Origin of the sequence: Pseudoalteromonas sp. SR45-6, from assembly GCF_014163545.1 — a bacterium.
GTDB lineage: Bacteria > Pseudomonadota > Gammaproteobacteria > Enterobacterales > Alteromonadaceae > Pseudoalteromonas > Pseudoalteromonas rhizosphaerae.
This window is the reverse complement of the sequence record NZ_JACJDM010000014.1, coordinates 18838-44606: the sequence shown is the minus strand read 5'-3', so window position 1 is coordinate 44606 and position 25769 is coordinate 18838. Positions and strand designations below refer to the sequence as shown.

The following is a 25769-nucleotide window of genomic DNA, read 5'->3' as shown; positions in this document are numbered from 1 at the left end:
ATGTTTTATGCTTAATACGTTAAACACGCCTCCGAACACAGACATTGCTGAACTATTAACTCTTGCCTGTAAAGGCTATGAAATAGCAGAATCAGGTCTCGCTCATAACGTTACACATTACTTATTACATGGGGAAAATCCCCGTTGTTTAATTACTTTAGCACAGCTTCCCGATACAGAAAGTAAACAGGCACCTGGTTGCTATGACTGGGAAGCAGCAGAAGCGATGTGGCAAGTACTCATGTCTACTCAAAGCCAGCAACTGGACTTTTTGCATCGCTTAGGTTTAGTCGTTGCTTGTTTTAACGAGCCCTATTTTGATGCGTTTAGCCATGTACTTTCGAGCTTTGATAACTGGTTTGCCTATCTTCTAAACTTCCTGAACAGGCAATTTAAAACGCATACAGCGTCATCTGTAGAGCAATTACCCAATCGACACACACTGCTGGAATTATTAAAAATATATCAATTACCTAGCTGGTATATTGATGCTTTTATATTAGAGCGTAATAACAAGTATGTTCCAGCAGAGTATGCCCAATATTTACTCACACATACCAACTGGCTAAGTGTCAGCAACGAGCCTGATTTCGACCAACAGCTACAACAACTTCATAGCGAAGGTCGTTACATTTTCTGTTGTCAACTGACAAAGTACTGTGAACTACCCAACACCTTACTACCGCTAGTAATGACATTAGCGGATGATTCCACCAACAAAGTACGTCAGGCGGCGGCGCTTGCCTTCACACGCCTTGATACAGCAATGTGGGTCAACTACCTTAAAAAACACTATCAAAGTGCTAACACCACCACCCAAGCCCATTGGATTACGCTTATTAGCCGTTATGATGCAGCGCAACCACTTTTAACTCAATGGCTAAGTGAAACAAAAAGTAACGTGTTGCAGCAACAGATCACACAAACACAGCATGAATATCAGCTGATACAAAAAAGTCAGTATTTTGATTGGCAACTACCAAGCCTCTCCCCCATTTCTATCAGCCATGATTTTCCAGAGCGTTGGCTTGATGTTTGCCAGCAAGTGTTAATCACAGAAATAGCCAAAGCGGAACAAGAAATTGCAACGGCGCAGCAAGCGCTTTTGGATTATCCGCAAAATTGTCACCAAAGGCAGCAACGTTTGGCATCTGATCGTGCCGACTTACAAGGGCTACGCTCACTTACGCCAGAACAACTTGCCCAAGCGCTCGCCCAGCTACAGCAACGCCAAATACAAACACAGCCCGGCTACGATATTATTTATAGGCTAGTTGATAATAAATACGCAGCCCAAATTATTGGCGAAGCTAAACTGATGAACCAAAGTGATGCTCAACTAGTGCACTTTTTCCTATTAGCTACTGGTTTATTTTATGGGCTTTCAACGGTACTCGAAGAGCCTCACCCTAGTAAATTGATCCAACGTGATATCAAAGATATACGCCAGTTACAGCCAGTACTGCACCCTTTTGGTATTAGCCCTAGCGATTTAACTAATTACATCCTTGATATTAGACATGAACCTAGTGGCAGCCTCCCGATAGCTTTAGAGTCATTTGAAATATGGCCGCTATTTGCGCACTATCCACAAACGATGACGCTAGCACTTGATGGCCAACTGAGCAGCGCAACATTTAGTTCAAGTACCGACTCATGGATCATTGAGCCACGTCTAAATGATCGTATCGATAGCACGCGCACTACTGAACAAGCATTGGCCCTATTAGCTGATTTTCCTACGATACCGCCCTATTGGCTCGAACGCATATATCAACTCGCCTTTGATAATCGCAAACAAGTGCGCAAGTTAGCGCAATACGCCGTGCAGCAGCATGAATTACTCATTGAAAAAATAACGACAGGTTTAGCATCAAGTAATAAAGAAACCCGCAACCTCACTGCACAGTGGTTAACTCACCTGCAACACCCTAATGCGAAGCCCGCACTGCAAGACGCGATCACCACAGAAAAAGATACCACTACTCGTAACCAATTATTAGATGCGCTACAACAATGCGGCGGTGATATTAGCTATTTTATCACCCCCGCTATTTTAGCTGAAGAAGCAGCTACAGGGCTCAAAAAAGCAGCCCCTAAACATATGGCGTGGCTACAAAAAGCTATGTTACCCAATTGCCACTTTCGTCATGGCGACCCTGTGGAGCCAAGCATTATATATTGGTGGTGTGTGTTAGCCGTAAAGCTTAAACAACCCCAAGGGAGCAACCTATTAAGGTTATATTTATCACTACTCGATGATGACAGTCAGGCTCGCCTAGGCCACTTTTTATTATCTGCTTTTATAAGTCAAGATACGCTTGCCCCTTCTGATCAACAGGCGCATGACTATGCGCAAGCAAATAAGCAACGCGAGTACAACAGGTACCAAGATTTAGCGCAATATGATTGGGGCCAAGAATACGCTACACGCACATTACTCGATGCTTACAATGCATGTTACAACTTATATAAATCTCAATTGCATGGCTCGGCTATTAAAGAAAAAGGCTTACTGGCATTAATTAATGGTGGTAATCCCCAAGCGTTGTTAGCACTGATCCAGCCGTATATGAAAAAACACTATCTGCGCCGTACACAAATAGAAGCGATGATCAGCGCCATCGCTCACATCAACAATACAGTGATTATCCAATTTATGCTGTCGATAGCCCGCCAACATCGTACCCAATCAATACAAGCGTTGGCGCGCGAGCTAGTTGGCCAAATTGCAAAGCGTAACAGCTGGACGACTGATGAATTGGCAGATCGCACCATCCAAACCACTGGCTTAGAGCATATACAAGATCCAACACCGTTTAGCTTTGGCAATCGCACTTTACAACTGCAACTGAGCGACTCACTTAAGCTGCAACTACTAAACGAAGAAGGCAAGGTGATTAAATCGCTGCCACAACCACGCAAAGAGGATAGCGAAGAGCAGATCAACCAAACTAAAAAATGGTTTAGTGGTTGTAAAAAAGAGCTAAAGCAAGTGATTGAACAACAACATGCCCGCCTATATGCTGCCATGATCACCGAGCGTCACTGGCCTGTTGATGAGTGGCATGAATATTTACACCAACATCCGGTGATGTTTCGCTTACTACAACGCACCTTATGGCAAGTACAACTTGATAATGATTGGCATACCTTTCGCCCGACTGAAGATGGTAGTTTAGTCGATGTAAATGATGACGAGGTTACGCTAATATCGGGTGCAAATACTCGTTTGCTCAGTGCTAATCAGCTTGATAAAGCCGCCCTTAAAGCATGGCAGCTACACTTAAAAGATTACAAAATAAAGCCACTTTTTGAGCAGCTCAAATCCGCTGATATTAGTGTTACACCTAAGCAAATTTCATTGGAGCATCATTTGGGCCTTATGAGTGATGCTTTTACTCTGCGCGGTTTACTAACCAAACTCGGTTACCAACGCGGTGAAACAGAAGATGGGGCGTTTTTTAATTACTACGAAAAATCATTTGAGCAGGTAGGACTTCGCATTCAATTTGAGTTTAGTGGTAACTATTTACCAGAGGAAAATGAACCCGTTGCCATTTATGGCTGCAAAATATTTCAGCAAATTCAAGGTTCTCGCACGCGTAATCGCTATAAAACGATACCACTTGCGCAAGCGCCAGCAAATCTACTCAACGCTATCGCACTGGATTATCAACATGTTGCAAAAAAATGCCATGCAGATCCTAATTGGCTATCAAAATTACCGTGGTAACAAAGTTATTTATACTTCGTTGTTTGCCCTGACTCCGGCAAAGAACGCTATATACAGTCAGAACTGTAGTAAAGGACGTACCTAATGAATAAACAGATTATTCGTGCTCGCGCCGAACAACGCTATCAAGTTGAATTAGCACAGCTCATTGCCACTGATAGTGGTGCTCGCCCGAGCGGCTGGCAGCTTTCAGCAAGTGCCGTAAAACGCTTTATTTGTGGCGATAAACAGCACAATATCAGCCGTAAATATTATGGTGATGATGCGCTTGTTGAACGTGCGATTGTCAGCCTAATGGGCAACAATGGCTTGATGATGGTCGGTGAACCCGGCACTGCAAAATCAATGCTCTCAGAACTACTTGCCGCAGCAATAAGCGGTACCAGTGAGTTACTCATTCAAGGCACTGCTGGCACCACAGAAGAGCAGGTAAAATATAGTTGGAATTTTGCCATGCTGCTAGCCAATGGCCCAAGCTTTGATGCGCTACTAAAAAGTCCTATTTATACTGCTATGGAGCAAGGTAAATTAGTTCGTATTGAAGAGATCACTCGCTGCCCGCAGGAAATCCAAGATGTGCTTATTTCCTTAATGTCGGAAAAAACACTCACGATCCCAGAGCTGGGGATCGCCATTCAAGCCAAACCAGGATTTAATGTAATTGCCACCGCCAACTTACTCGACCGCGGCGTAAATGAGATGTCGAGCGCCCTTAAACGTCGCTTTAATTTTGAAACAGTGCCAGTACTTAATGATGTAAAACTAGAGAAAGAGCTTATTTTATCTCAGGTCAATGCCCGCTTTATTAACGAAGCACAGCAACCACAAATTAATGAAGAGTTAGTACAGTTATTAGTACAGGTATTTCATGACTTGCGTAACAACTTTGGTGCACAATCTTTAGATGCTACTTTATCAACTGCCGAAGCGGTCAATATTGTGCATTCTTGTGCCTTACATAGTCTCTATTGGCATCAACCCATGAGTGCTGAGCAGTTAGTACAACAGATGCACGGCACCTTGATTAAAGATAAACCCGATGACATTAAAAAATTGGCTCACTATCTTGATGCTGTTGTACGTGAACGCAAAGAGTGGCGTGCTTTTTTTGATGCAGGTAAAGCGTTGTGGATGAAATAACACCAGATAACAACGGCTTTAGCCAAGCATTAGCAAAGCTCAGCCAACGTTATTTACATGATGAAAAAGTACGTTGGTTACCTGTGCGTCATCACAGCCCTGCTTGTGCGCATTTTGCTTTAGCTCAATTAAACGCTTGGCAACCAGATGTTGTATTGATTGAAGCACCGCACAGTTTTGGGCAACACCTTGGCCTATTGCAAAACAAGCATGTGGTGCCACCGATTGCAGTTTATCAACAGCAAAGCTATTTTCCTTTCGCTGAAAATAGCCCTGAGTGGCAAGCACTGCGCTGGGCTGGCGACAACCACGTGCCAGTACAATTTATTGACTTAGACAGCACTGACGAGCAGCAAGAAGAACCACTTGATCGCTACAGCGATGCCCGTATTTTAAGCTCAAGCTATAGTCGTCAGCTACAACAAACCATGGGTTGCCGTGATGCCGATGAGCTTTGGCTGCGCTTATTTGAGCTACAAAATTTTGAAAGTGCGAATGATTTTTTTGAGCAAGTATTACTATTTTGTGCTGCTAGCCGCCTTTATTATGATCAAAAAAGTTTGCAGCAACTAGGCGATCTAGACCGCGAGAAACAAATGCGTGCCTGCATTCGCGCAGCTAGTCATGATTATCAACGCATCGCGGTAATGACCGGCGGTTTCCATACCAGTGCACTGTTTGATTACGAGCAAGAATCAACTTCTATTCGTAAAAGTACTGAGGATAGTTTTGTGATCCGTTACAGCGATTCTTTACTTGATGCTCATCAAGGCTACCAGGCGGGAATGCCCTACCCTGCGTTTTGCCGTTGGCTGTTTGAACAACGTTCATTATCAGCCTGTGATTGGCTACTGTATTTATTAGCACAAATGCCTAAGTTAACGCTGATAGCTAAACAAAATGTTTTTGAGCATCTAAGTCAGCTCTGTCAGTTGCGGGGAATTGTGCGCGCTGGTTGCTATGATCTACTCGATTCTTTAGGAAGTTGCCAATTTAAACAACAAAGTAGCTCGCGCGACTATCGACCTTGGCAGCAGCTGTTGCGTGGCGAAAACATGGGACAACTACCAGCAAATCAACGTAATTTGCCATTAGTCGATGATGTATTAGCCCATTGCAAACATGTACAGCTGACAATTGGTACAATTAATCGTAGCCATTTTTCTTTATATGAATTAACCGAGCGGCAACGCCAGCGCCGCCAACTATTGAGCCAATTACTATTTTTAGACATCGGCTTTTGCCAATACGAACAAAGCATGCATGCCTTTTATAATATTCATACAGCCGCAAAGCATGAGAGCTGGCGCTACCATTGGACCCCTTCAGTAGAAGTGGCATTAATTGAATTAAGTACTTTAGGCGGCACTCTCAAAACAGTTGTACAGCATCGCTTGGCGCAACAAAGTGAAAGCGATTTGCCACAAATGCTTGATAAATTAATACTGTCACTTCAATTAGGCATGCAATATCAATTTAACTCGGTTGCAATAACCCGTGAAATAAACGATTGCAGTACCATAAAAATACTATCAGATAGCTTCATTAAGTTATATCGCACCAGTAAGCACCCGCTTTTTAATGACTACCACCAGCAACTCGACGCATTAATTACACCGTTGTGGCGTCAATTAAGCTTTCACTTGCCCTCGTTAAATCAACTACCTGAAGATGAAGCGCTACAAGTACTGTTGTCATTACAAGCTATTGCACGCCAACAAATGGAAGTACTTAAACAACCTTGGCGTGAGCGTTTACACTGGCTAATAGAACACAATGAACACACCCCTACCCTTTGGTTTGCGCTTAAAGCGTTGGCTGTAGACTTAGATGAGTTAGACCCTGCCTCTTTATTAAATGAACTACAACGCTATAGCGGCGACCGTTTCACTATTTTGCGCACACTGCTGACGGTTGTGCCCCATTGGCTCAATTATCAAAACGGGTTATTGCCACTGCTCAATCACAGTATTGAGCAACTCGATGATGAGCAGTTTGTTGAGCAGTTACCACAATTACGTGGGCTATTTTGCGATAAAGATGCACGAGAAATTGATGGTATTAGCCAGCAACTCGGTACACTTAATCAATGGCAACAGCAATTAAATTGGCTCAATGAAGATATCAGCGAGCATGATGTAAACCAAGCAATGTTATTAGATAAACAATTACAACAGCAACTGCTTGAACAAGGATTAAGTGCATGGACTACTCGCTAAAACAGCGCTGGCGTTTAGTATTAGGGCGCTATGCTGAATCACTTGATACCAGTTTATCAAGTGAGCAAAATCAACAAGACCAAGTCCTTGAGCAACTCTACCAACAGGGTTTAAAAGAGCGAGGTTTTCAAATATCGGGGGGCTTAGAAGCAAGCCAGCCATCGGTAGTACAGTGGCTCGATAACGCTGAAAAGCTGTTTCCTAAAAGTGTTAATGACACCTTGCAACATCAAGCATTAGAGCGCTTTAATCTTAAGCAGCTGTTAGAAGAACCACGAGTACTACAAAATATTTCACCCTCTATGGGGTTGTTAAAGCAATTAATGAGTATTTCAGCGCATACCAACCCTAAATTACAGCAGCAAGTGCAACAAATCATTACAACTGTAGTAGAGGATTTGCTAAAGCAATTACGACCACTGTTTAATAACAAGCTCAATGGTAAGCTAAATCGCCAAGCGCACAGTCCACAAAAACGACTTGCTAACTTAGATTGGCAAACAAGTATTCGCAAGAACCTTAAACACTTTGATGGCAAACGCGTGCTATTTGAGCGCATTTACTTTCATGCTCGCCAGCAACCACAATTGCCTTGGCACGTTGTTTTATGTATCGACCAATCAGGCTCTATGTCCAGTTCTATTGTGTATTCAGCGGTGATCGCTGGTATTTTAAAACAACTACCGTGTATTAAACTCTCGCTGGTGGTATTCGATACACAAGTCGTAGATCTGACCGATCAAGCTGACGATCCCGTAAAAGTATTGCTCTCGACTCAACTTGGTGGTGGCACTTTAATTGCTAAAGCATGGCAATACTGTGAGCAGCTAATCGAGACTCCTTCGCGTACCATTATTGCTACCGTGTCTGATTTTTGTGAAGGTGGCCCTGAGCAAGCAATGTTTCAACAAGCTCAGCATCTTATTGATAGTGGGGTGACAATGTTAGGCATGACCGCATTGAGCCCTGAATCAATACCTTTTTATGATACTAATGCGACAGCCAAACTTAGCCGTATGAAAATGCAGATTGCTTCATTAACGCCTGACCACTTTGCAAATTGGCTAGCATCCACGATGGGATTACAAAAATGAGCAGCATGAGCATAAAACAATAATGGATATCAGTATTTTTGAAACCCTCGCCAGTGCGGGGTTAGTCCGCCGAGCACAAAAAGCGCTCGATAAATCCAGCCCACATATAAGTGGCGCTTCGCCAATTCAGTTTACATTCGAAGGCCAGCAAGGTGTACTGGATTTACATAATCCTAATAATAGCCAATGTGATTGCGCCGCAAATGGTATTTGTAAGCATATCATTGCAGCCAGCATATTTGCTTGGCAACAAGCGCCAGTATCTGCAGCAACGATTGAAGAAAATGAAGTGCCGCAAATCGATACTAATACGTTATTAGCCAGTGCTGGCAAAGTAAAAATACGCCAGCTTTATCGTCAAGTTCAGCGTCGTTGGCAAGCTGACATCGTGCAACAAAGCGCGCAGGTTTGCATTACTATCAAGGAGCACACGCTCCATTTTACTAACGTAACCACAATTAATGATATTATCTGCAATGAAGATAGCCAAGCATACGCACTACTGGGCGTTTACTTGTGGCTTGAGCAACAAGGTGAAATGCTGCAATGGCCCGACTGGTTGCAACTAGAACAAGAGCACCAAAAAACACTATTAAACCAAACACAAACGCAGCTTAAGCAGGCATGCTACGCTGAGCTCATTATGCTTGCAGGAGTACCCTTAGCGCAACTGCGCAGTGAATCACTGCTCACTATTGAATTACTGCAGATCCCGATGGAAAAGGCAGGCTTTAACATTGCACCACTAAAACGTTTATGCGGCACACTCGCACGCTATCTTAGTGGTGAACATCTGCGAGACAAACGCACTGTTTTGCTTGAACTAGCACACGTTTTGGTGATGCTTGAACGCCAAGAGCAAACACAAACGCAAGATGCTGAACATATTTGTCCTCCACAGCAGTTGTTATGTTTAGGCGGTTATCCGTGGCGTCGTAGCAGTGGCGCACATGGATTGACGTTGGTTTTACAAGACGAATACGGCCGCTTTATTACGCTTGCCGAAAGTCGCACAACAACCGAGCAAACACTTAACTATAGCCAAATCTGGCAAGCAAACCAATTACTTGAAGGTGCGCCTTCTGGCAGCAATTGGTTTGGGCAAACACAACGTATTTCAAACGCTCAGCTCAATGGCTGGCAGCGGCTTCGCCAACTTAAAAAGACCTATGTTGAACCAAGCGAACAACCACTAAATCCACAATTCATCGATGATATAACACTGATTGATTGGCAAAACGACTATGTATGTTTTGCGCCAAGTTATAGTCATCAACACACATTTGATGAAGCCACGCAATGTATGCGGCTTAGCTATCAAGATAAACAGCACAATACGATCTTTTTTAGCTTGCCTTATAGCGAGCTGGCACACCATGCGATCAATAATATGATGCTATTTAAGCAGCAATTGCCACAGCTCATTGTGGCTCGTATTGAGCGCGATAGCACGCAGTGGCAGTTACGTCCGATTACTGTAAAACTGGATCGTTGGATTAATCTCTATTTTGATGATTTAACCGACAACAAAACAACTAATATATTTAGCAACTGGCTTGCAAAACAATCTCCACAGCCGCAACTGTCATCGCCAAGACGAGATAAAGTGCAGCAATTTTTGCTAAAAGTGCTCGATGAATTAGCACAAAGCCATATTATGCCTCAGCAATCACTCAGTGAAATGGCGCAAAAATTAGGACTGCGCACGTTGAGCCATTTTTTAAGTAACTCTGGGCCAGAACATCGTTTAAAAGCAGCTTACTGCGCCGAGCAGCTACTACAGTTAAGCAGTCTTAAACCTGTAAAGTTCAATGAGCTGAAAAACTAAGTGCTGATTAAAGTTCAGCTATATTATGCATTTTTTTAGGGAGTATTATTGAGTATAACAGTAAGCCCTTTTGCGCTGCCAAAACGGTACGCATGCTTGTAATTGGAGTCGGGAGATCCGCATGGGTTTTGCCCCTACACGATTAAAACTGAGTAATGGTGAGCAGATCATCGCTAACGGGGAGCTTAATTTTATCGATATAAACCAAGTTGATGCAACGCAAACAAACGTAGGCAAGTTACCAAAGAGTATGAATAAACTTCCTTCTGTTTAATCATTTTCAACAGCAAATTACCTCGTTCATCGCAACGCCCTAACAGGTCCTATATTTTTCTAAACTTAGCGCGTTGCAACAATCTCACCGCGAAAATAATAATGATATTTATCGTAAGCATCCGAATGAGTTTGTTCATCATATTGAGTGACTTTAAAGCTGTCAGCATCGACTTGTGTCATCGGCTTTGCCGACTTATATTGAGTTACGTAATAAACAGTCTCACCACTGCGATAGTAGTCGCGTTGAAAAATTTCAAAATTGCTGGGATCAGCCCCCATCAATACATGACTATCTTCACCATTTAAGTAAAAAATATGCTGATTATCGCTAGCAAAGTTCTCGTCTAATCGTGTAAAACTGGCGGTATCTACATCAATGTCAGTTAAGATGGCTATATTTGCGTAAAAGATATGTTGCTGGTCTTTACCGTAACTATCATCGATAGGTTTAAATGACTGCGCATCTATTTCAGGCACTGGCTCATCGTTATGGTAAATGACTTGTCGGCCTTTCCTTCCAGAGATATTCCAAAAGCTATAAGAATAGGCCTTATAACTTTTAGGATCAGCTCCTGCAACAATACGCTCGCCTTTAACCACTTGCGAATCATTAATCCAATAAAGATCAGTACCAATAATCTTAGCCTTTAGATTATCAGAGTTAACACCGCTAATGGCGTTACCACAGTAGTAAAGGTGCTGTTTATCTTTGGCGTATAATGCAGCGTCATAGGTATTCAAATTGGCTAAACTGTAAGTAGTAAAGCTTTCAGCGTCAGCGTTTTCTATTAACTTAGCATTAAAGTAAACATGCTGGTCAACAACGCAATAACCCGCATTGGCAATACCTCGAAGCAGATTACTGATCATACCCGTATAGCCAAATATCACAAAGAAAAACCCAATAACAACAGCACTTATCAGCGCCATTTTATAACTATCAATACCAAAATAACTGCCGCCAAATAAACCAATAAGCAAAAATAATGGTACTGGAAAACTTAATATGAGTATGGCAGAGAACACTTTTTGCTTATTATTCATCGCGCCAGGGGCACCAAACATCATCGGCGACATCATCATCATGCTTCCCCAAAAGCACAGTGCCAACGTGACTAAGATATTAATTACTACAGACATTATCTTCCTTGTTTAATTAGTGGTATTGGTATCATACAACAACCAATATTTTTACTTAATTGTAGAATGAATATAAAGCTACTCTTCTGCTTGTGTAAACACTCTAATATGTTCTATGGCGCTGCGCCCTAGCGCTGATAAATTATATCCTCCTTCTAAATAAGAGATAATCCCTTTACAGCCAGTACTTTTTACCATGTCACACAGCTGTTGTGTCAACCAGGCATAATCAGCCTCAACAAATTTGAGGCTTGCCATATCATCTTCAAAATGCGCATCAAACCCTGCGCTGATAAACAATAATTCTGGCTTAAACTCTGTTAATTTAGGTAACCACTGTTGGTTATACAACGTTTTTAAATCATTGCCATCGCTGGCTATGGGCAACGGTGAATTAACCAATGTATCGTTATTTTCAACGGCGGTATTAGGGTAAAAAGGATGCTGAAATAATGAGCAAAGCAACACATTGTCATCATCGATAAAAATGTCTTGCGTGCCATTACCGTGGTGAACATCAAAATCGACAATCGCAATGCGCTTAATCCCTTTACTTTGCGCGTACTTCACCGAAATTGCTAAGTTATTAAACACACAAAAGCCGGCAGAGGTTGTACGGTTTGCATGATGACCCGGTGGCCGTACGGAGCAAAATGCGGCATCGAGGTTATCCGCTAATATTTCATCGACGGCTAATAGCCCTGCACCTACCGCCCGCTCAATTGCCAAAAATGACTCTGGGCATAACCAAGTGTCGCCATCAAGTGATACTAAACCTTGTTCCGGGAGGGTGTTTTCCACCAGCGATACAAGGGCCTCATCATGGGCTAATAAGTAATGATCACGTAATGCTTTAGGCGCTTGCTTTTGCTGCACAGCAATATCCAAGCCACTGGCCAAGAGACGATCGGTAATAGCATCTAAGCGCTCAGGACACTCTGGATGATCCGCGATCATTTTGTGTTTACGGCAAAAAGGATGAGAAATAATCGCAGTACGCATAAATGCTCCAAATGAGTTAACGACTGTAACTATAACAAAGCCACCCTTTGGTGGCTTTGCGACTTTGGTTTACTATTTAGCTTGCAAATGAAGATTTCTAAAATCAAAACTGAAATCAGTCACCGCTGTTGATACTGCACGCATTGTCGCTTCATTAACACGATTGTTAGTGCTCATATCAAAGCTAATATACGCATCAGCTTCGAGTAGCTTTTCATCCCACTTGACGATAAATGTGTTGCCCGTGTAATGCTCAAGCTGCCCTTTTAAACGTTTAGTATGCGTGAAATCAATACGTAGCTTACCGTCCAGCTCTTCAATAATAACATCACCATACCAATCATCATGCAAAGTGCCGGTGTAGCTAATATTTGGTAACTGTGGTTGATAGTCTGCAGGAGCGTCCGGCTTAGCATTAGCATACGCTTTTTGCTTACCTTCAAAATGCTTTTTAGCCAACTCTGCTACCCAATCTTTATCTTCAAGTTCAAGGGCGTCTTCAAGCACTTCATGAGTAATAGCAGAGAGCGCACCGAATGCTTGCTGATTAGATAAAATAACAATCCCGAGGTTTTTCTCAGGCAATAACGTCACCTGCGATACCATTCCTAAAATACCACCACCATGGCCTAATTTTTTAATACCGTGGTAGTCTTCAATGCTCCAACCTAAACCATAACCTCTAAATTGCTGATGATAAGCCTCATAAGCGCTTTTTGACGCCAGTGAGGTAATATGTGGATGCCACATTTGCTCTTGTTGTTTTTCACTAAACAACTGCTCGCCATTTGGCATTTTACCATGGGCTAATTGTGTACGTAGCCATTGGCTCATATCATTCACACTGGATGCAATCGCGCCGGCACCACGAAAATCCTCTAAGTAATTAACGAAAAATGGATGTAATTGACCATCCATAGGAATATGACCCGTTGCCCAGTTCTTATTACTTTTTGGAATACGCGAAAAACCAGCGCGTGAGTTATCCATGTGCAAAGGCTGGAGAATATTCTTTTCAATATAATCATTCCAGCTCATACCTGAGACCCGCGCGACTACCTCGCCAGCGGTCACAAACATCAAGTTGTTATAAGCGTATGTGCTGCGAAAGCTACTAGCTGGTTTTAAATATTTAAGGCCTGCGAGAATTTCTTCGATTGATTTATCGGTTGATGGCCAAATCATTAAATCACCTTGGCCTAGCCCTAAACCACTACGGTGACTTAATAAATCACGGATCGTCATTTCGCGGGTTACATAAGGGTCGTATAAACGAAATTCAGGAAGGTGATCAATTACCTTGTCATCCCAACTGAGCTTTTCTTCATCAACTAATTTTGCCAATGCTGCAACTGTAAATGCTTTAGTATTTGATGCAATACCAAATAAGGTGTCTTTATTCACCTTGCTACCAGTATCTAAGTTACTAACACCAAAGCCTTTAGCAAAAATAACCTTATCGTTTTCAACAATCGCCACGGCCATACCCGGCACATCAAAACGCGCCATTGAATTTTCAATCACTTGATTGATGTGCTTGGTATCAATATCGGCATAGCTATTAAATGCACAGCCTGCTAATAAGGTGGCCGCAATCGCTAGTTTAGTTAATTTCATAACAATCCTTGGAGTTATCATTTTAGTTTTTATTTTTGATGTACAGCAAACTCAATGGCTGCACGCGCACTGTCACTATCTTGGCAGGTTGGCCGAGACTTTATGGCATCACTGTACGCATTTGGCACACCAGCTTCAAGCGCACCGCGATGAACGTGCTGCATATACCAATCGTAAGGCAGTATCTGCGCATCAGTGGTGTTGGCAATATAACAATGCGCCGCTACTTGTTGCCCATCAAGTAATGTTACTTGAATATCCACGCAGTCATAACGGGGCCCTTCGATGGCGTCTAAAATCGTTTTTTCTGCGTCATTGAGTTGATATACCACGCCATATACTTGCGCGTTCTTATCATTTGATGGGCGTACATTGCCTTTTCCTGAGCCATCAGTACTTACCATATCAAAGGTTAACTCGTAACCGGCTAGTATTGCCGTACCAATACGAGTAGCGTTTGGTAAACGCGCCAATAAACGACTCGACGACATATTTGAACCAAACGAAAAATTATATACAGCCATATTCACCTACTACAGATTTCTGTTAAAACAACACTTACACTACAATTCTTATTGCTAGAGCGATCAAAATCACGCCAATACCACGGTCAAACCAATAGCCACTTTTTTGAAAAAAACCGCGAACACTAGGCTTTGATAGCACCAAGGATAGAAACGAAAACCACGCCCACGTTGCCAATGCCATATACAGCCCATAGCCTGCTTGCACAATTAATGGCGTTGACTGGCTGATCACTAAAGTAAACAACGACATAAAAAATAACGTGGCTTTTGGGTTTAACGCATTGGTTAAAAAGCCGCGACGAAATGCAATCCAACTGGATTCAACACCTTGAGATTGAAGAACAGTTTCTTGCTGCGCTGGCGCCGGTCTAGCACTTCTAAGCGCTTGCACACCAATGTAGGCCAAGTATGCACCCGCTAAATATTTTAATGCCATAAATACGTTTGGCGATTGCGTTAATAAAACCGCAACCCCGAGTAAGCAATAACTAACATGTAATAAAATAGCCAGGCCTACCCCAAAGCTGGTCCACAATGCATTACGACGCCCCTGCTGAACACTTTGTTTAAGCACAATGGCAAAATCTGGGCCAGGGCTTGCTACAGCAAAAAAGTGTGCCAGTGCAATCAATAAAAACTCATCTAAATAAGCCACGATTACCCCGCTTTTTTATCATCAAGCGCTAACAACAACGGATTAGCAGTACTATTAACTAAGGCTTTTATTTCTTTTTGCGCCTTTTTGAATTGGCTGCGTAAGTGCGGCTTTAAATGCTTTTTAGAATCTTTATAGCCTTTAAAGTGGCAAATAAGGGCATGCATAAATAAGGTTTGCGGTTCACTAAGTGCAGCTTGCCTGTTCGCATAGGGGTTGTAACACGAGCCACAGCCCCCTTTAAACTGATACACCGTATTGCTCATCATTACCCCAAAACCTAAAAAACATGCCACGGCATCGGCGGCTTGTGGTAAAAACTCTTTACCGCCTGGTGGTAACACGCCCACATGGTGGATCATAATTGTCGCTAAAGTACCGGCAAAGCTGGCCACTAAATCTTGTGGCTGATTAATTTGATTTGGATTAAATGACACATTAACCGTATGGCTTGGCGGCACAATTAATTGGCTATTATCACCACGTAACTGATTACTAAAAGCAAAATGAGGAAATACTTGCGGCTGCAATTGCTGTGGAGCCACCAGCGTAATTGGCCAAGCTTGCAGCCCCGCATAGCCAACCACTCGCTCAAACACTTTACTGGCCATTTCTTCAATGCTTGAAACCGCATCGGGAAAGCATTGGTGGTTTGGCAAAACTAATTGCGAGTTATTAATGAAATAATCGCTGTCAAAATTTTCCACCGCCCACACAAAAGTATCAATCAGCCATTGCTGCTCTTGTTCATCTAATAAAGGTTTGCTTTTAAATAACGCTAACATAGTTTGCTCTTTTGCTTATTCTTGCTCTTGTGCCCATGCCCATGCTTGGGTGTTATACAATGGCACAGTGGATAACGCATGATGATGACTGCCGGTTGACTCTTTAGTTGAATACGACAGATATAACAGAGTTCGCGTTTGCGCATCATAAATTCGACGCACTTTTAATGATTTAAATAAAATACTTTTTGATGATTTAAATACCACCTCACCCGACTTACTACGGTCAATCGCTTGTAATTGGTCGGCAGTAATTGGTCCAGTTTGGCGACACGAAATAGACATATCAGAAGGATCAGCAAAATCTAAGTTCGCTTCGATATGGCTAATATGACAGGTTACGCCTTTTACTAACGGGTCTTGCTGCGAGTTAACTTTAATATCTTTAGTGGTAAATAATCCCAAACTAACTGATGCAACATCATCAGAGCAGCCCGCTAAGGTGATCAATAAACCTGTCAATACGCCTATCATTATAGGTTTCATATATTACTTGCTCCATGTAGGGGTAAACGATTCGTGGCTTACATTTAATATTCAGCTATGTTTCAATACTAACTTAAATTAATCACAACAACGAGCACGACACCATGAAAAAAGTATTTGTTTTACTGTGCTTACTGTTAGTAAGTCAGAGTGCGTTAGCTGGTTATTCACTGAGTCTTTATACTGGTAAAAGCTTTAATCAATCATTAGAAACTAAAAACGCTTTAGCAATAGAGCTCAAAGATAGTAACCATCTTGCTTTTAGTATTGATAGAACAATTGACTCAGCTCGTTATGGTTTTTACTTTTCAAACACCGAAAGTGACTTTCAATCCTCCCCTGATAAAAACGTTGAAATGCAGTATTTTATGTTTCAAAGTGCTGTTGAAGTCCCTTTAAGCAACCACATTAATAGTTATGTCGGCGCACAAATTGGTGCAAATTACATAAGTCCTAACTTCACCAGCTCTGATACTTTCTTTGCCAGCGGCCTGTATGGCGGTTTAGAATACTTATTTAGCGATCAAGCTCGCATCTTATTTGAAACTCGCTGGCTTGCAACGATCGTCAATAATGCCAGTAACGTTTCATGTGCATTACCAACAGACGAAAACAAGCAATGCTTGTGGCATTTTGATGGTGATGTACTCAATCAGTTTCAAACCAGCTTAGGTTTCACATATCGTTTTTAGGGGAGCAAATAGATAACATGCCACATATCATCATTGAACATTCTGAAGATTTACCGGTATTACCGCAGGTATTGGTTGAAAAAATTCATCAAGCAACGTTTAACAGTGGCTTGTTTGAATTAGCAACGATTAAAACTCGCGCTATAGCCTATACACATTATCAATTAGGCGATGGTAAGGAAGGTTTTATCCATATTGGCGCACACATTATGCAAGGACGTACGATTAAACAAAAGCAACAACTCAGCGAGCAGTTGTTAGACTGTTTAAAAATATACTGCCGAGAATCAGACAGCTTAAGCGTTAACGTTCACGATATGGAACACGAAATTTACCGAAAGTGTTAAATATTTAAAGTAAATTTCAATCTCTAATCAATTTGCAATAACAGCACCATCTTCGAAAGAAGGTGGTCTTAAATGCCTTCCTTGGTCGCGTCAGATAAAAGTGAACAAGTCTTAACTTGATCTGTCAGATTCGATTAACAGGACTCAATCAAATCTGAAAATCGCATATGTGTCATGAGCGGACATTAGAACTGACTCATCTATGCACCATTCCAAGCCAGAACCCTTTGCTTACATCATTAGACTACTTAATTATTTTCGGATAAAATACGCACTCGCGGCTGCACATGAATTTCAGTCAACTTTAGAGAGAATACGATGATTGTAAAAAATGTGCTTCCTGAAGATTACGCAGAAATGCTGAATGTTTGGGAAAACTCAGTCCGGGCAACTCATGACTTCATAACAGAAGAAGATATTGAGTTTTTTAAACCAATTATCATTGAGCAGGCTTTTCCTGCTGTCACGTTAAGATGTATTAAAAGTAATGATGGCTCAATTCTAGGCTTCGTGGGTATCCATGATTCTAAGGTTGAAATGCTGTTCATTTTAAACGAGGCAAGAGGGCAAGGTATTGGTAAGGTGCTACTGCAATACGCAATAGAGCAGTTAGGTGCAACCAAAGTCGATGTAAACGAACAAAACCCGCAAGCAGTAGGCTTCTACGACCATATGGGTTTTAAAGTAGTTTCTCGTTCACCACTTGATGATATGGGAAAACCTTTTCCAATCCTGCATATGACACTTTAAAGCTCGGTTTGTCGTAACCAAGTTTGTTAGAAGAAACGCCCAAAGCTAATAACTTTGGGCGTTTCCGTATACGGTGAAAAATCCAATACAAACGTTTAAAGTTTCAAAATACTTTTTCTCATCTGAACTGTGCCACTTAGTCATTTGGGCTAAGAAGGTTTTGTCCAAAAACGAGTTGACCCGACAGTCCGGTTATCGCTCATAGTTGCCTGTCAGGTTAAATCTAAACCTATTCGTCAAAACTGCAAAATCAGATATGAGCTACTACAGATAAAGAGAATGCAACTCTTACTTATAAGTAGATAGTAAACGTTTATAATCAGTAGCGTGACTACCAGTTTTGCATTTCTATTAATCTTGACTCGGTGCGTGCGTATTCAAATGCCAGCTTTTTACCTTGATATAAATCAGCAATGCCAACCTCGCTACTCAGTATCAATAACTTGCCACGGTCGTAAAATTCATCCACTAAAGCAATAAAGCGTCGCGCTTCATCGTCTAGTGTATGTTCTTGTAAATCTTGTTTTTCACGCTGATAGCTATCTTCAATACCATGCAATATTTGCTTACCTGTTGCCGCAGCGCCCATTACTGGCACATTACAGATATACACACGCTGATAGTACTTTGCTAAATGAATATAATCAGCGGTACTACGCGGGCCTGAGCACAACGCCATAAAATCAAACATAATGGCATTATTGCTGAGCCTTAAACACGCCAGTTTACGCCCGTAAATAGAAATATCAGTTGCTGTTTGTAAGTTATCTGCAAAAGCCAAAAAATCAGCATCCAGTTCAGAGTTAGCCGAGCTGTTAAAATAATGAGTTGCGTGCTTACCAAAACGAAATCGGTGGTCAACAGAGCCTGTGACATTAATAATATGACAATGCGCTTTAATTAACGCTATGGTGGGTAAAAAGCGCGCTCGCTGCAAGCCGTTATAATAAAGCTGCTCAGGTTGACAATTTGACGTAGCAACCAAAATGATGCCTTTGGCAAACAAGGCTTTAAATAGGCCGGCCATGATCATAGCATCGCCAATATCAGAGACAAAAAACTCATCAAAACAAATTAGTCTCAGCGTTTCTGACCACTCATTGGCTATTTTATCCAGCGGGTTTTTAACCCCTTGCAACTGTCCTAGGCGAGTATGTACTTGAGCAATAAAATGATGGAAGTGTAACCGTGTTTTTTGTTTAATAGCTACAGTCTCAAAAAACACATCCATTAGCATCGATTTACCCCGTCCAACAGGTCCATACAAATAAATGCCCTGCAAAGATACCGATTTTTGCCACCAATGATGCGGTTTATCAATGGCAATTGCGAGATTGTCTAGTGCATTTACCGCTGCTAATTGGGCATCATCAAATTGCAATTTACCGGTGGCTATTTGCTGTTGATAATATGCTAATATTTGTCCGCTGTGTACTGTCATGCGTTATCACGATCCGTTATACTCGCCGCCATTGTAGTCGACTAGAAGTGTGAACCCAATGAAATTCCCTTGCCGCCTAGATAAATTTATTAGCCATCTAGCAGAAACGCCACGCACCAAAGCGAGGGCAGGAATAAAGCGTAAAGATGCCAGCGTAAATGGCGAGGTGATCTGCGCTTATGATCATCCAATCACAGCAACTGATAACGTATTATGGCAAGGTAAGCCGCTAGTTTTTTTAGGTAAACGTTATTATATGCTGAATAAACCGGTCGGTTATGTATGCGCCAACAGTGACGAGTTACACCCAACGGTATTTGATTTACTCGATGAACCTAACATGAGTGATTTTCATGTTGCAGGTCGGCTTGATCTCGATACGACTGGACTTGTGATCATTACCAATGATGGCGATTGGTCACATAAAATCACCTCCCCAAAACATAACAAATTCAAGACTTACCTGATTGAAACGCAAGAACCTCTAACGGATGATGCGCTGGAAAAACTGCGCCAAGGGGTGCAATTACACAACGAAAAAGAGCTAACCAGACCCGCAATTGCAGAGCAACTTGCCACATACCGTATGCGTTTGTCGATCTGCGAAGGTAAATATCATCAGGTTAAACGTATGCTCGCCGCAGTCGGTAATAAGGTAGTTGAATTACATAGAGAAAAAGTAGCAAATATCGAGCTTGATGAGACCCTTGCCAGCGGAGAATATCGACTTTTAAGCGCAGCAGAAATTTTACTTTAAATTACCTACAGTGGAAACTTGAGTAAAAGTCACGTCTAATTCCGTTATTATTGTTAATTAAAGCTAACATCTAGCCGACAAACATGGTAGAAAATCATGGTCATAACAATAATAAGGGGCTCGATGTGCTGTCAGGTTTAGCATTAAGAACTAAAATAATCTTGTTCGCTGGAGCAATGTTTATAGCACTCAATGCTATAGCATTACTGGGCTTACAATCTCTTCGTCACGCTAGTGAAAACGATAATATTGCCCGTATCAATCAACTCATGAAAAGCACGACAAATATTGTCGAGCAATTTGAGTTACTTGCTAAAAATGGGCAACTAACCGAGCAACAAGCGCGTGACTTTGCCACGCAAATGTTGCGTGAAAACAAATACCACGACAGTGAATATGTCTACGTAGTGAATGATAAACTCGACTTTATTGCCACACCGCACGATCCGCAGCTACACAACACCAGTTTTAATGATTTCAAAGATGCCAGCGGTAACAGTATTGGTCGTATGGTTGAACAATTAGTCGGTAATCAAACCAACAAAATTATTACTTATCATTGGGATTCTGTCCGTGATGGTGAAACCGTTGACCTAACCTCTGTGGTACAAAAAACCCCTTACTTTGGTTGGTATGTTGGTACCGGGATCAGCGAAAAAGAAGTTGATCAGCGTTACTGGAATACCGCTAAATGGTTACTAGGCTTGTCACTACTTATTGCCCTTGCTTTAACTGCTGCAATTGCTCGCTTTGGTATTTCTTTAAGCAACGCGTTAGGCGGTGAAGTCACTGAGGTAATTGGTATTGTTAAGCAAGTTTCTCGTGGCAACTTAAATTCGCATATTCGTACTGACGCCCAACCTGAAAGCATTATTGCTGCCATGCACTATATGCAACAAGGGCTACGGGGTGTAGTTGGCAGTATTAAAGATGTTACTGATAGTCTAAAAAATCAGAGTTTAGATAACGAATCCCGCTCAACTGAGCTTGATAAACTGACCCGCAGCCTAAACGAAGAAACCCATATGGTCGCATCAGCTATCACTGAGCTAACAGCCTCTGCGCAAACAGTGGTTGAGCATGCCGAGCAAGCCGCCTTTTCAGTACAAGAAGCCGAAAGCCAAGGACAAAATGCCAGTCATTTAACTGCTGAGGCAGCAAATACCATAGCTCTTTTAGAGCAACAAATTGACAGCGCTGGTAATAACATCCAACTCCTTGATGATGAAGTAAATAATATTGCAAATGTGCTTACTGTTATTCAAAGTATTGCCGAGCAAACTAACCTGTTAGCACTCAATGCAGCCATTGAAGCTGCCCGTGCCGGTGAACAAGGAAGAGGCTTTGCGGTCGTTGCGGATGAAGTACGTCAACTAGCGCAGCGCACGCAAACTAGCACAGAAGAAATTCGTACTATGATCGGTAAATTACAATCCGCCACTAAAGATGCAAAAACTTCAGTTAACTTAAGTATTGCCACCAGTGAACAAACCGTAGCGAAATCTAAAGATGCCAGTGAAGAGTTGCAGCGTGTTGCTGCATCTTTGAGTGCCATAGCACAAATGAGCCATCAAATAGCCATTGCAGCTAAAGAGCAGCTCGATGCAGGGGAAGACACAGCAAGACGCATTGTGACCATCTCTGACACCGCCTCACAGACCGCAGACCTATCGCATCAAGCCCATGCCGCAACGGACTTGATAAAAGGACTGACGAGCGATTTAGAAGCTGAAACCGGCAAGTTTAGATCCTAGTAATTGGTTACCTAAAACTAAAAAGCCCGCGTTAATTACGCGGGCTTTTTAATTGAATTGATTAAGTTAAGATTTAATTTGTACTAAATCAAAATCAGCCATACTTGGTACTATCATTTGTAATCGTGATTCGGTGACATCAAGCGAGTTTAAACATTCACAGTATTCTGAGGCTTTTAACTCTAACTGTTGAGCTTTTTTCTGCAATGACTTATCGATTTCTTTTGAAATAATATCCATGCGCTGTCCCATGTCATTGATACGATCTTCAATATTACCTTCGCGGGACTTAAATGCATCACCTAGAGAAACTAAAATAGCGCCGAGAGAGCCATGAACTGCAGAGTGAATTTTTTGACTGATCTCTTCGGTAAAAAAATCATCAATTTTAGATAGTGATTGTGGGGCAATAAAAAAGAAATCATCACCGCGTTTAAATTTATCCATTAAAGCGCGCTCAACATATTGCAGTTGCGTTTTTAGCACTTCCGACTCTTTGTCCGACATACCTTCAACAACTTGCTCTATCGCACTTAAGCCAAGATTAACACCGTCAGTTGCCAACTCTACCAACTCAGGCACCGTATCGCGAATACCCGCGCTAAACTGTTTTAACACTAGGGTTTCATCTGACGTTAGATCAATCCAATAGCCACGGATAAATAGTTGATTATCATTATTTATTTGTACGCGGGTTTGGCCCTTATCAACAATACGAATGACATCATCAGTGATGATCAAACCATGCCTTAGCTCTACTTCGCACACGGCTTTAGCGCTGACATTAAGACTTGATAGTGCTATGGACATCGCCAATATCGAACGAGATAAAAACGCCATAAACACCTCAAAAAGACTAAAAATGGAAGGCGGCTAGGTTAACAAAAAACCAGTTTTATGCAAGAGAAACTAGGCCCTAGCTTCTAGGGCCTTATAGATAACATTTAAATTGGTGATCCTGGTGGGATTGGTAATGCAGTAAAATTTGTAGGCCAATTGCCGGTAGCCAGAAACTGTTTAATTTGATCGGCTAAGTATTGCTTAAACGCACTTTCACCAACATCAGCACTGCTAAGTAAAGACTCTTGCTGATACGCCTTACTCAGTTTTACTAAGTAATAACGCAACTGAGCTTGCACCTCTGGAGCAACTTTATCACTGGCGACTAAATCAGCAAACTGCTTTGCTGTTAATAACTGCACCCGCTGAGTGATTTTGCCTGCCATGCCTTTTTTACTCTGAATCAAAAACACCTGCTGATAAACTTTTGCAAGCAGTTCATCTAAGCTAAAAAATGCATCACTGCGCGCTTGTTGCTGTGCTAAACGATTTAATCGTTGGCTATTTAGCAATAACGCTAAACTATGTTGTGCAGCCACTTCGGGTAGCGCCATTGCATCTAAGGTTAAGCCAGTGCGGCCAACAATGCTTTCTCGGCTTTTAGATTCGCCATAGGCCTTGGGTGGAATTAGCGCTAACACTGATTCTGGTAATACTAAATTGTCAGCATTTAGGGTAGCTAAGATGGCCTTTAAAGCGAGCTGTTGAGTTGCCTTTGCAACAACTTGTGCACCTTTTACCATACCTTGACCACGTACTTCGTAATCATAATCAACACCTGCAATCAGTTTTACAGCAGACTCGACCTGATAACGATGGAATAAATACAGCGGCACCAGCATCTCTTCTAGCTGAGATAGTGACGTCCCTTCTTTGATATTGTTAATACCAAATTTAGCGAGTGCTTGTTGTCTTACGTCAAGCACTCTTAATAGCTCTTCACTTGGCGAACTGCCGTTATCCCATAAATGTGCTGTTGGATGCGCGCCACCTTGCGCTCGTGCATCACTATCAGAAATAAACTCCAGCCCTTTAGCTTGGTTATCCGCTAAAATTGCACTTAGTTCTGCATCTTCATCAAGGTTACGAAAATCACTGTAACCGTACTTTATAACTTGCGTATCCCACTGCCCCATACCTTGTGCATAACCTCGGCTCACATCGAGTTCACCTTGGTCATTAAAGCCCACTAGTGGGTGCGGATAATCCATCACCGAAGCACGATCAGCCACTGACGCAGAGAAATTATGCGCTATACCAAGTGTGTGACCAATTTCGTGAGCACTGAGCTGGCGAATACGATCAAGTGCCATTGCTTGTAACGTTTTTGCCACTTCATTACCTTCTAAATAAGGCGCTGCAAGTGCTTCAGCGATTAAAATATCTTGGCGCACACGCAGTGAGCCTAATGTAACGTGACCTTTTAAAATCTCACCTGTACGCGGATCGATCACCGAGCTGCCATAAGACCAACCGCGCGTTGCACGATGCACCCACTGGATCACGTTATAACGCACATCCATAGGATCGGCGTTATCTGGTAACACTTTAACAATAAATGCATTTTTATAACCCGCTTGAGAAAACGCATCATCCCACCATTTTGCGCCATCGAGTAACGCTGTTTTTACCGGCTCTGGTACGCCTGGATCTAAATAATAAATAATCGGCTCAACGGGGTCGCTAATAGGTAAGCTTGGGTCTTTTTTCGCTAGACGATGACGCGGAATATAACGTACCAACATTGATTCACTTAATGGCGCGGCATAATCTTTATGTTCAATACTCCAATAACCTGATTGCGGATGAAACGCACGTGGCGTGTAATTATCATCAGGTAACTGTATTAAAGAGTGATGCATATGCACGGTTAATGCGTAAGGGTCAGCACTGACCTGACGAATATACTCACCCGGTTGAGTGCCATTAAATGTCAGCACAGCTTCAAGTTCAGTATTTTTCATAAACGCTTTTGAGCGATCCATATTTACTGCACTGCGACTTTCATCAAGGCTAAAATTGCCTTGTTTACGTGCAGCAAGCGTTCGACCCACACCATGTACATCGCTCAGTAAATAGGGCGTATAATCAATCAATACAGCTTGCGGGCTTTGTGCAACCACTTTAAAACCCGCTAAAATACTTGATGCAAAGGCTTCTTGAATACTTTTTTGTTCGGCTTTATTGCTGGTATTTGCACGGTAGTAGGTATTAATAGCCCGTAACATAACTTTATCGCCAAAGCGCTCAAACTGTACTAGATGCGTATTGCCTAACTGGCCGCGATCAAGGCCAATATCGTTAGAGCCGACACCATAAGGCAAGCTTTGCTGTAATAAAAATTGCTGCTTGAGTTTATCAACTTTTAAATAAATTTTACCGTTTTGAGTGTCGTAATAAAAAGAGAAGTAGCCCGGAAAATGATTCATTTGTTCAGTAAAATCATTAATAGACTTAATTGCTGCGTGCGCTTGGGTTATCATAGTTAGCAACACAGTAAAGAGTATGTAACGTATCAATGGTATTTTTTGCATAATCTTATCTTTGTTATTCGCGTTTTAAATACGGTTAAGGTGTGTCCAGTATAGGATGTTGCACCTAAAATACAGTTATTTAAGACGAAATTCAGCGCTTGCTGTGATGATCCCTCTCACCCTATGATTATCATGGCCCATAACGTTAT

At 42.0% G+C, this 25769-nt stretch carries 21 protein-coding genes; 11 read left to right on the top strand and 10 right to left on the bottom strand.

Translation table 11 applies throughout. The annotated features are described in order from the left end of the window. The first annotated feature begins 7 nt into the window (after window positions 1–7). The 6 genes from H5158_RS08660 to H5158_RS08635 all read left to right on the top strand — a co-directional run bounded on the left by H5158_RS08660 (window position 8) and on the right by H5158_RS08635 (window position 10291). Window positions 8–3736 (top strand): DUF4132 domain-containing protein, encoded by a 3729-nt coding sequence (locus H5158_RS08660; protein ID WP_182739851.1) that lies wholly within the window; start codon window positions 8–10, stop codon window positions 3734–3736. Between the two features lie 84 nt (window positions 3737–3820). Then, window positions 3821–4876, top strand: coding sequence for an AAA family ATPase (locus H5158_RS08655; RefSeq protein WP_182739850.1), 1056 nt, complete (start codon window positions 3821–3823; stop codon window positions 4874–4876). Beyond that, window positions 4864–7095 carry a DUF5682 family protein gene (locus H5158_RS08650; RefSeq protein ID WP_149983129.1) on the top strand — a complete coding sequence of 744 codons (2232 nt, stop codon included), beginning with the start codon at window positions 4864–4866 and terminating at the stop codon, window positions 7093–7095. The genes H5158_RS08655 and H5158_RS08650 overlap by 13 nt, the downstream gene beginning before the upstream one ends. Beyond that, complete coding sequence (locus H5158_RS08645; protein WP_182739849.1) at window positions 7080–8189, top strand: VWA domain-containing protein; 1110 nt, start codon at window positions 7080–7082, stop codon at window positions 8187–8189. Before H5158_RS08650 ends, H5158_RS08645 begins: the two co-directional genes overlap by 16 nt. A gap of 22 nt (window positions 8190–8211) precedes the next feature. Beyond that, window positions 8212–10017: a hypothetical protein gene (locus H5158_RS08640; RefSeq protein WP_149983131.1), complete on the top strand. Its 1806-nt coding sequence runs from the start codon at window positions 8212–8214 to the stop codon at window positions 10015–10017. Window positions 10018–10138: 121 nt separating this feature from the next. Further along, the gene (locus tag H5158_RS08635) at window positions 10139–10291 is read left to right on the top strand and encodes a hypothetical protein (protein ID WP_179959234.1); all 153 of its coding nucleotides are present in this window, start codon (window positions 10139–10141) and stop codon (window positions 10289–10291) included. 65 nt (window positions 10292–10356) lie between these two features. On the opposite strand, the gene H5158_RS08630 is transcribed toward H5158_RS08635, so the two are convergent. The 7 genes from H5158_RS08630 to H5158_RS08600 all read right to left on the bottom strand — a co-directional run bounded on the left by H5158_RS08630 (window position 10357) and on the right by H5158_RS08600 (window position 16505). Next, window positions 10357–11433 (bottom strand): DKNYY domain-containing protein, encoded by a 1077-nt coding sequence (locus H5158_RS08630; protein WP_149983132.1) that lies wholly within the window; start codon window positions 11431–11433, stop codon window positions 10357–10359. Window positions 11434–11511: 78 nt separating this feature from the next. Then, window positions 11512–12435: a histone deacetylase family protein gene (locus tag H5158_RS08625; RefSeq protein ID WP_182739848.1), complete on the bottom strand. Its 924-nt coding sequence runs from the start codon at window positions 12433–12435 to the stop codon at window positions 11512–11514. Between the two features lie 72 nt (window positions 12436–12507). Continuing rightward, complete coding sequence (locus H5158_RS08620; protein WP_182739847.1) at window positions 12508–14052, bottom strand: serine hydrolase; 1545 nt, start codon at window positions 14050–14052, stop codon at window positions 12508–12510. Between the two features lie 29 nt (window positions 14053–14081). Beyond that, window positions 14082–14576: a gamma-glutamylcyclotransferase family protein gene (locus H5158_RS08615; protein WP_145234768.1), complete on the bottom strand. Its 495-nt coding sequence runs from the start codon at window positions 14574–14576 to the stop codon at window positions 14082–14084. A gap of 34 nt (window positions 14577–14610) precedes the next feature. Further along, window positions 14611–15234, bottom strand: coding sequence for a LysE family transporter (locus tag H5158_RS08610; protein WP_182739846.1), 624 nt, complete (start codon window positions 15232–15234; stop codon window positions 14611–14613). A gap of 2 nt (window positions 15235–15236) precedes the next feature. Continuing rightward, a complete protein-coding gene (locus H5158_RS08605; protein ID WP_145234763.1) occupies window positions 15237–16019 on the bottom strand; it encodes a hypothetical protein in 783 nt (260 codons plus the stop codon). Between the two features lie 15 nt (window positions 16020–16034). Beyond that, window positions 16035–16505, bottom strand: a complete 471-nt coding sequence (locus H5158_RS08600; RefSeq protein WP_182717226.1) for a CreA family protein — start codon at window positions 16503–16505, stop codon at window positions 16035–16037. 104 nt (window positions 16506–16609) lie between these two features. Here H5158_RS08600 and H5158_RS08595 point away from each other — a divergent pair, with 104 nt between their 5' ends. The 3 genes from H5158_RS08595 to H5158_RS08585 all read left to right on the top strand — a co-directional run bounded on the left by H5158_RS08595 (window position 16610) and on the right by H5158_RS08585 (window position 18294). Continuing rightward, a complete protein-coding gene (locus tag H5158_RS08595) occupies window positions 16610–17197 on the top strand; it encodes an outer membrane beta-barrel protein (protein WP_182739845.1) in 588 nt (195 codons plus the stop codon). A gap of 17 nt (window positions 17198–17214) precedes the next feature. Continuing rightward, window positions 17215–17544, top strand: a complete 330-nt coding sequence (locus H5158_RS08590) for a 5-carboxymethyl-2-hydroxymuconate Delta-isomerase (protein WP_145234757.1) — start codon at window positions 17215–17217, stop codon at window positions 17542–17544. A gap of 318 nt (window positions 17545–17862) precedes the next feature. Continuing rightward, a complete protein-coding gene (locus tag H5158_RS08585; RefSeq protein WP_182739844.1) occupies window positions 17863–18294 on the top strand; it encodes a GNAT family N-acetyltransferase in 432 nt (143 codons plus the stop codon). Window positions 18295–18625: 331 nt separating this feature from the next. On the opposite strand, the gene zapE is transcribed toward H5158_RS08585, so the two are convergent. Next, complete coding sequence (gene zapE / locus H5158_RS08580; protein WP_182739843.1) at window positions 18626–19735, bottom strand: cell division protein ZapE; 1110 nt, start codon at window positions 19733–19735, stop codon at window positions 18626–18628. Window positions 19736–19793: 58 nt separating this feature from the next. Between zapE and rsuA the strand changes: the two genes are divergently transcribed. Next, entirely contained in the window at window positions 19794–20492 is a 699-nt protein-coding gene (gene rsuA / locus H5158_RS08575) for a 16S rRNA pseudouridine(516) synthase RsuA (protein WP_149983144.1), read from the top strand. 83 nt (window positions 20493–20575) lie between these two features. After that, window positions 20576–22246, top strand: a complete 1671-nt coding sequence (locus H5158_RS08570; RefSeq protein WP_182739842.1) for a methyl-accepting chemotaxis protein — start codon at window positions 20576–20578, stop codon at window positions 22244–22246. Window positions 22247–22312: 66 nt separating this feature from the next. Here the strand turns inward: H5158_RS08570 and H5158_RS08565 are convergent, their stop codons facing one another. Together H5158_RS08565 and H5158_RS08560 are read right to left on the bottom strand one after the other, a co-directional pair. Further along, a complete protein-coding gene (locus tag H5158_RS08565) occupies window positions 22313–23086 on the bottom strand; it encodes a YggN family protein (protein ID WP_149983146.1) in 774 nt (257 codons plus the stop codon). A gap of 104 nt (window positions 23087–23190) precedes the next feature. Next, window positions 23191–25620 carry a zinc-dependent metalloprotease gene (locus tag H5158_RS08560; protein ID WP_182739841.1) on the bottom strand — a complete coding sequence of 810 codons (2430 nt, stop codon included), beginning with the start codon at window positions 25618–25620 and terminating at the stop codon, window positions 23191–23193. Window positions 25621–25769: the final 149 nt, after the last annotated feature.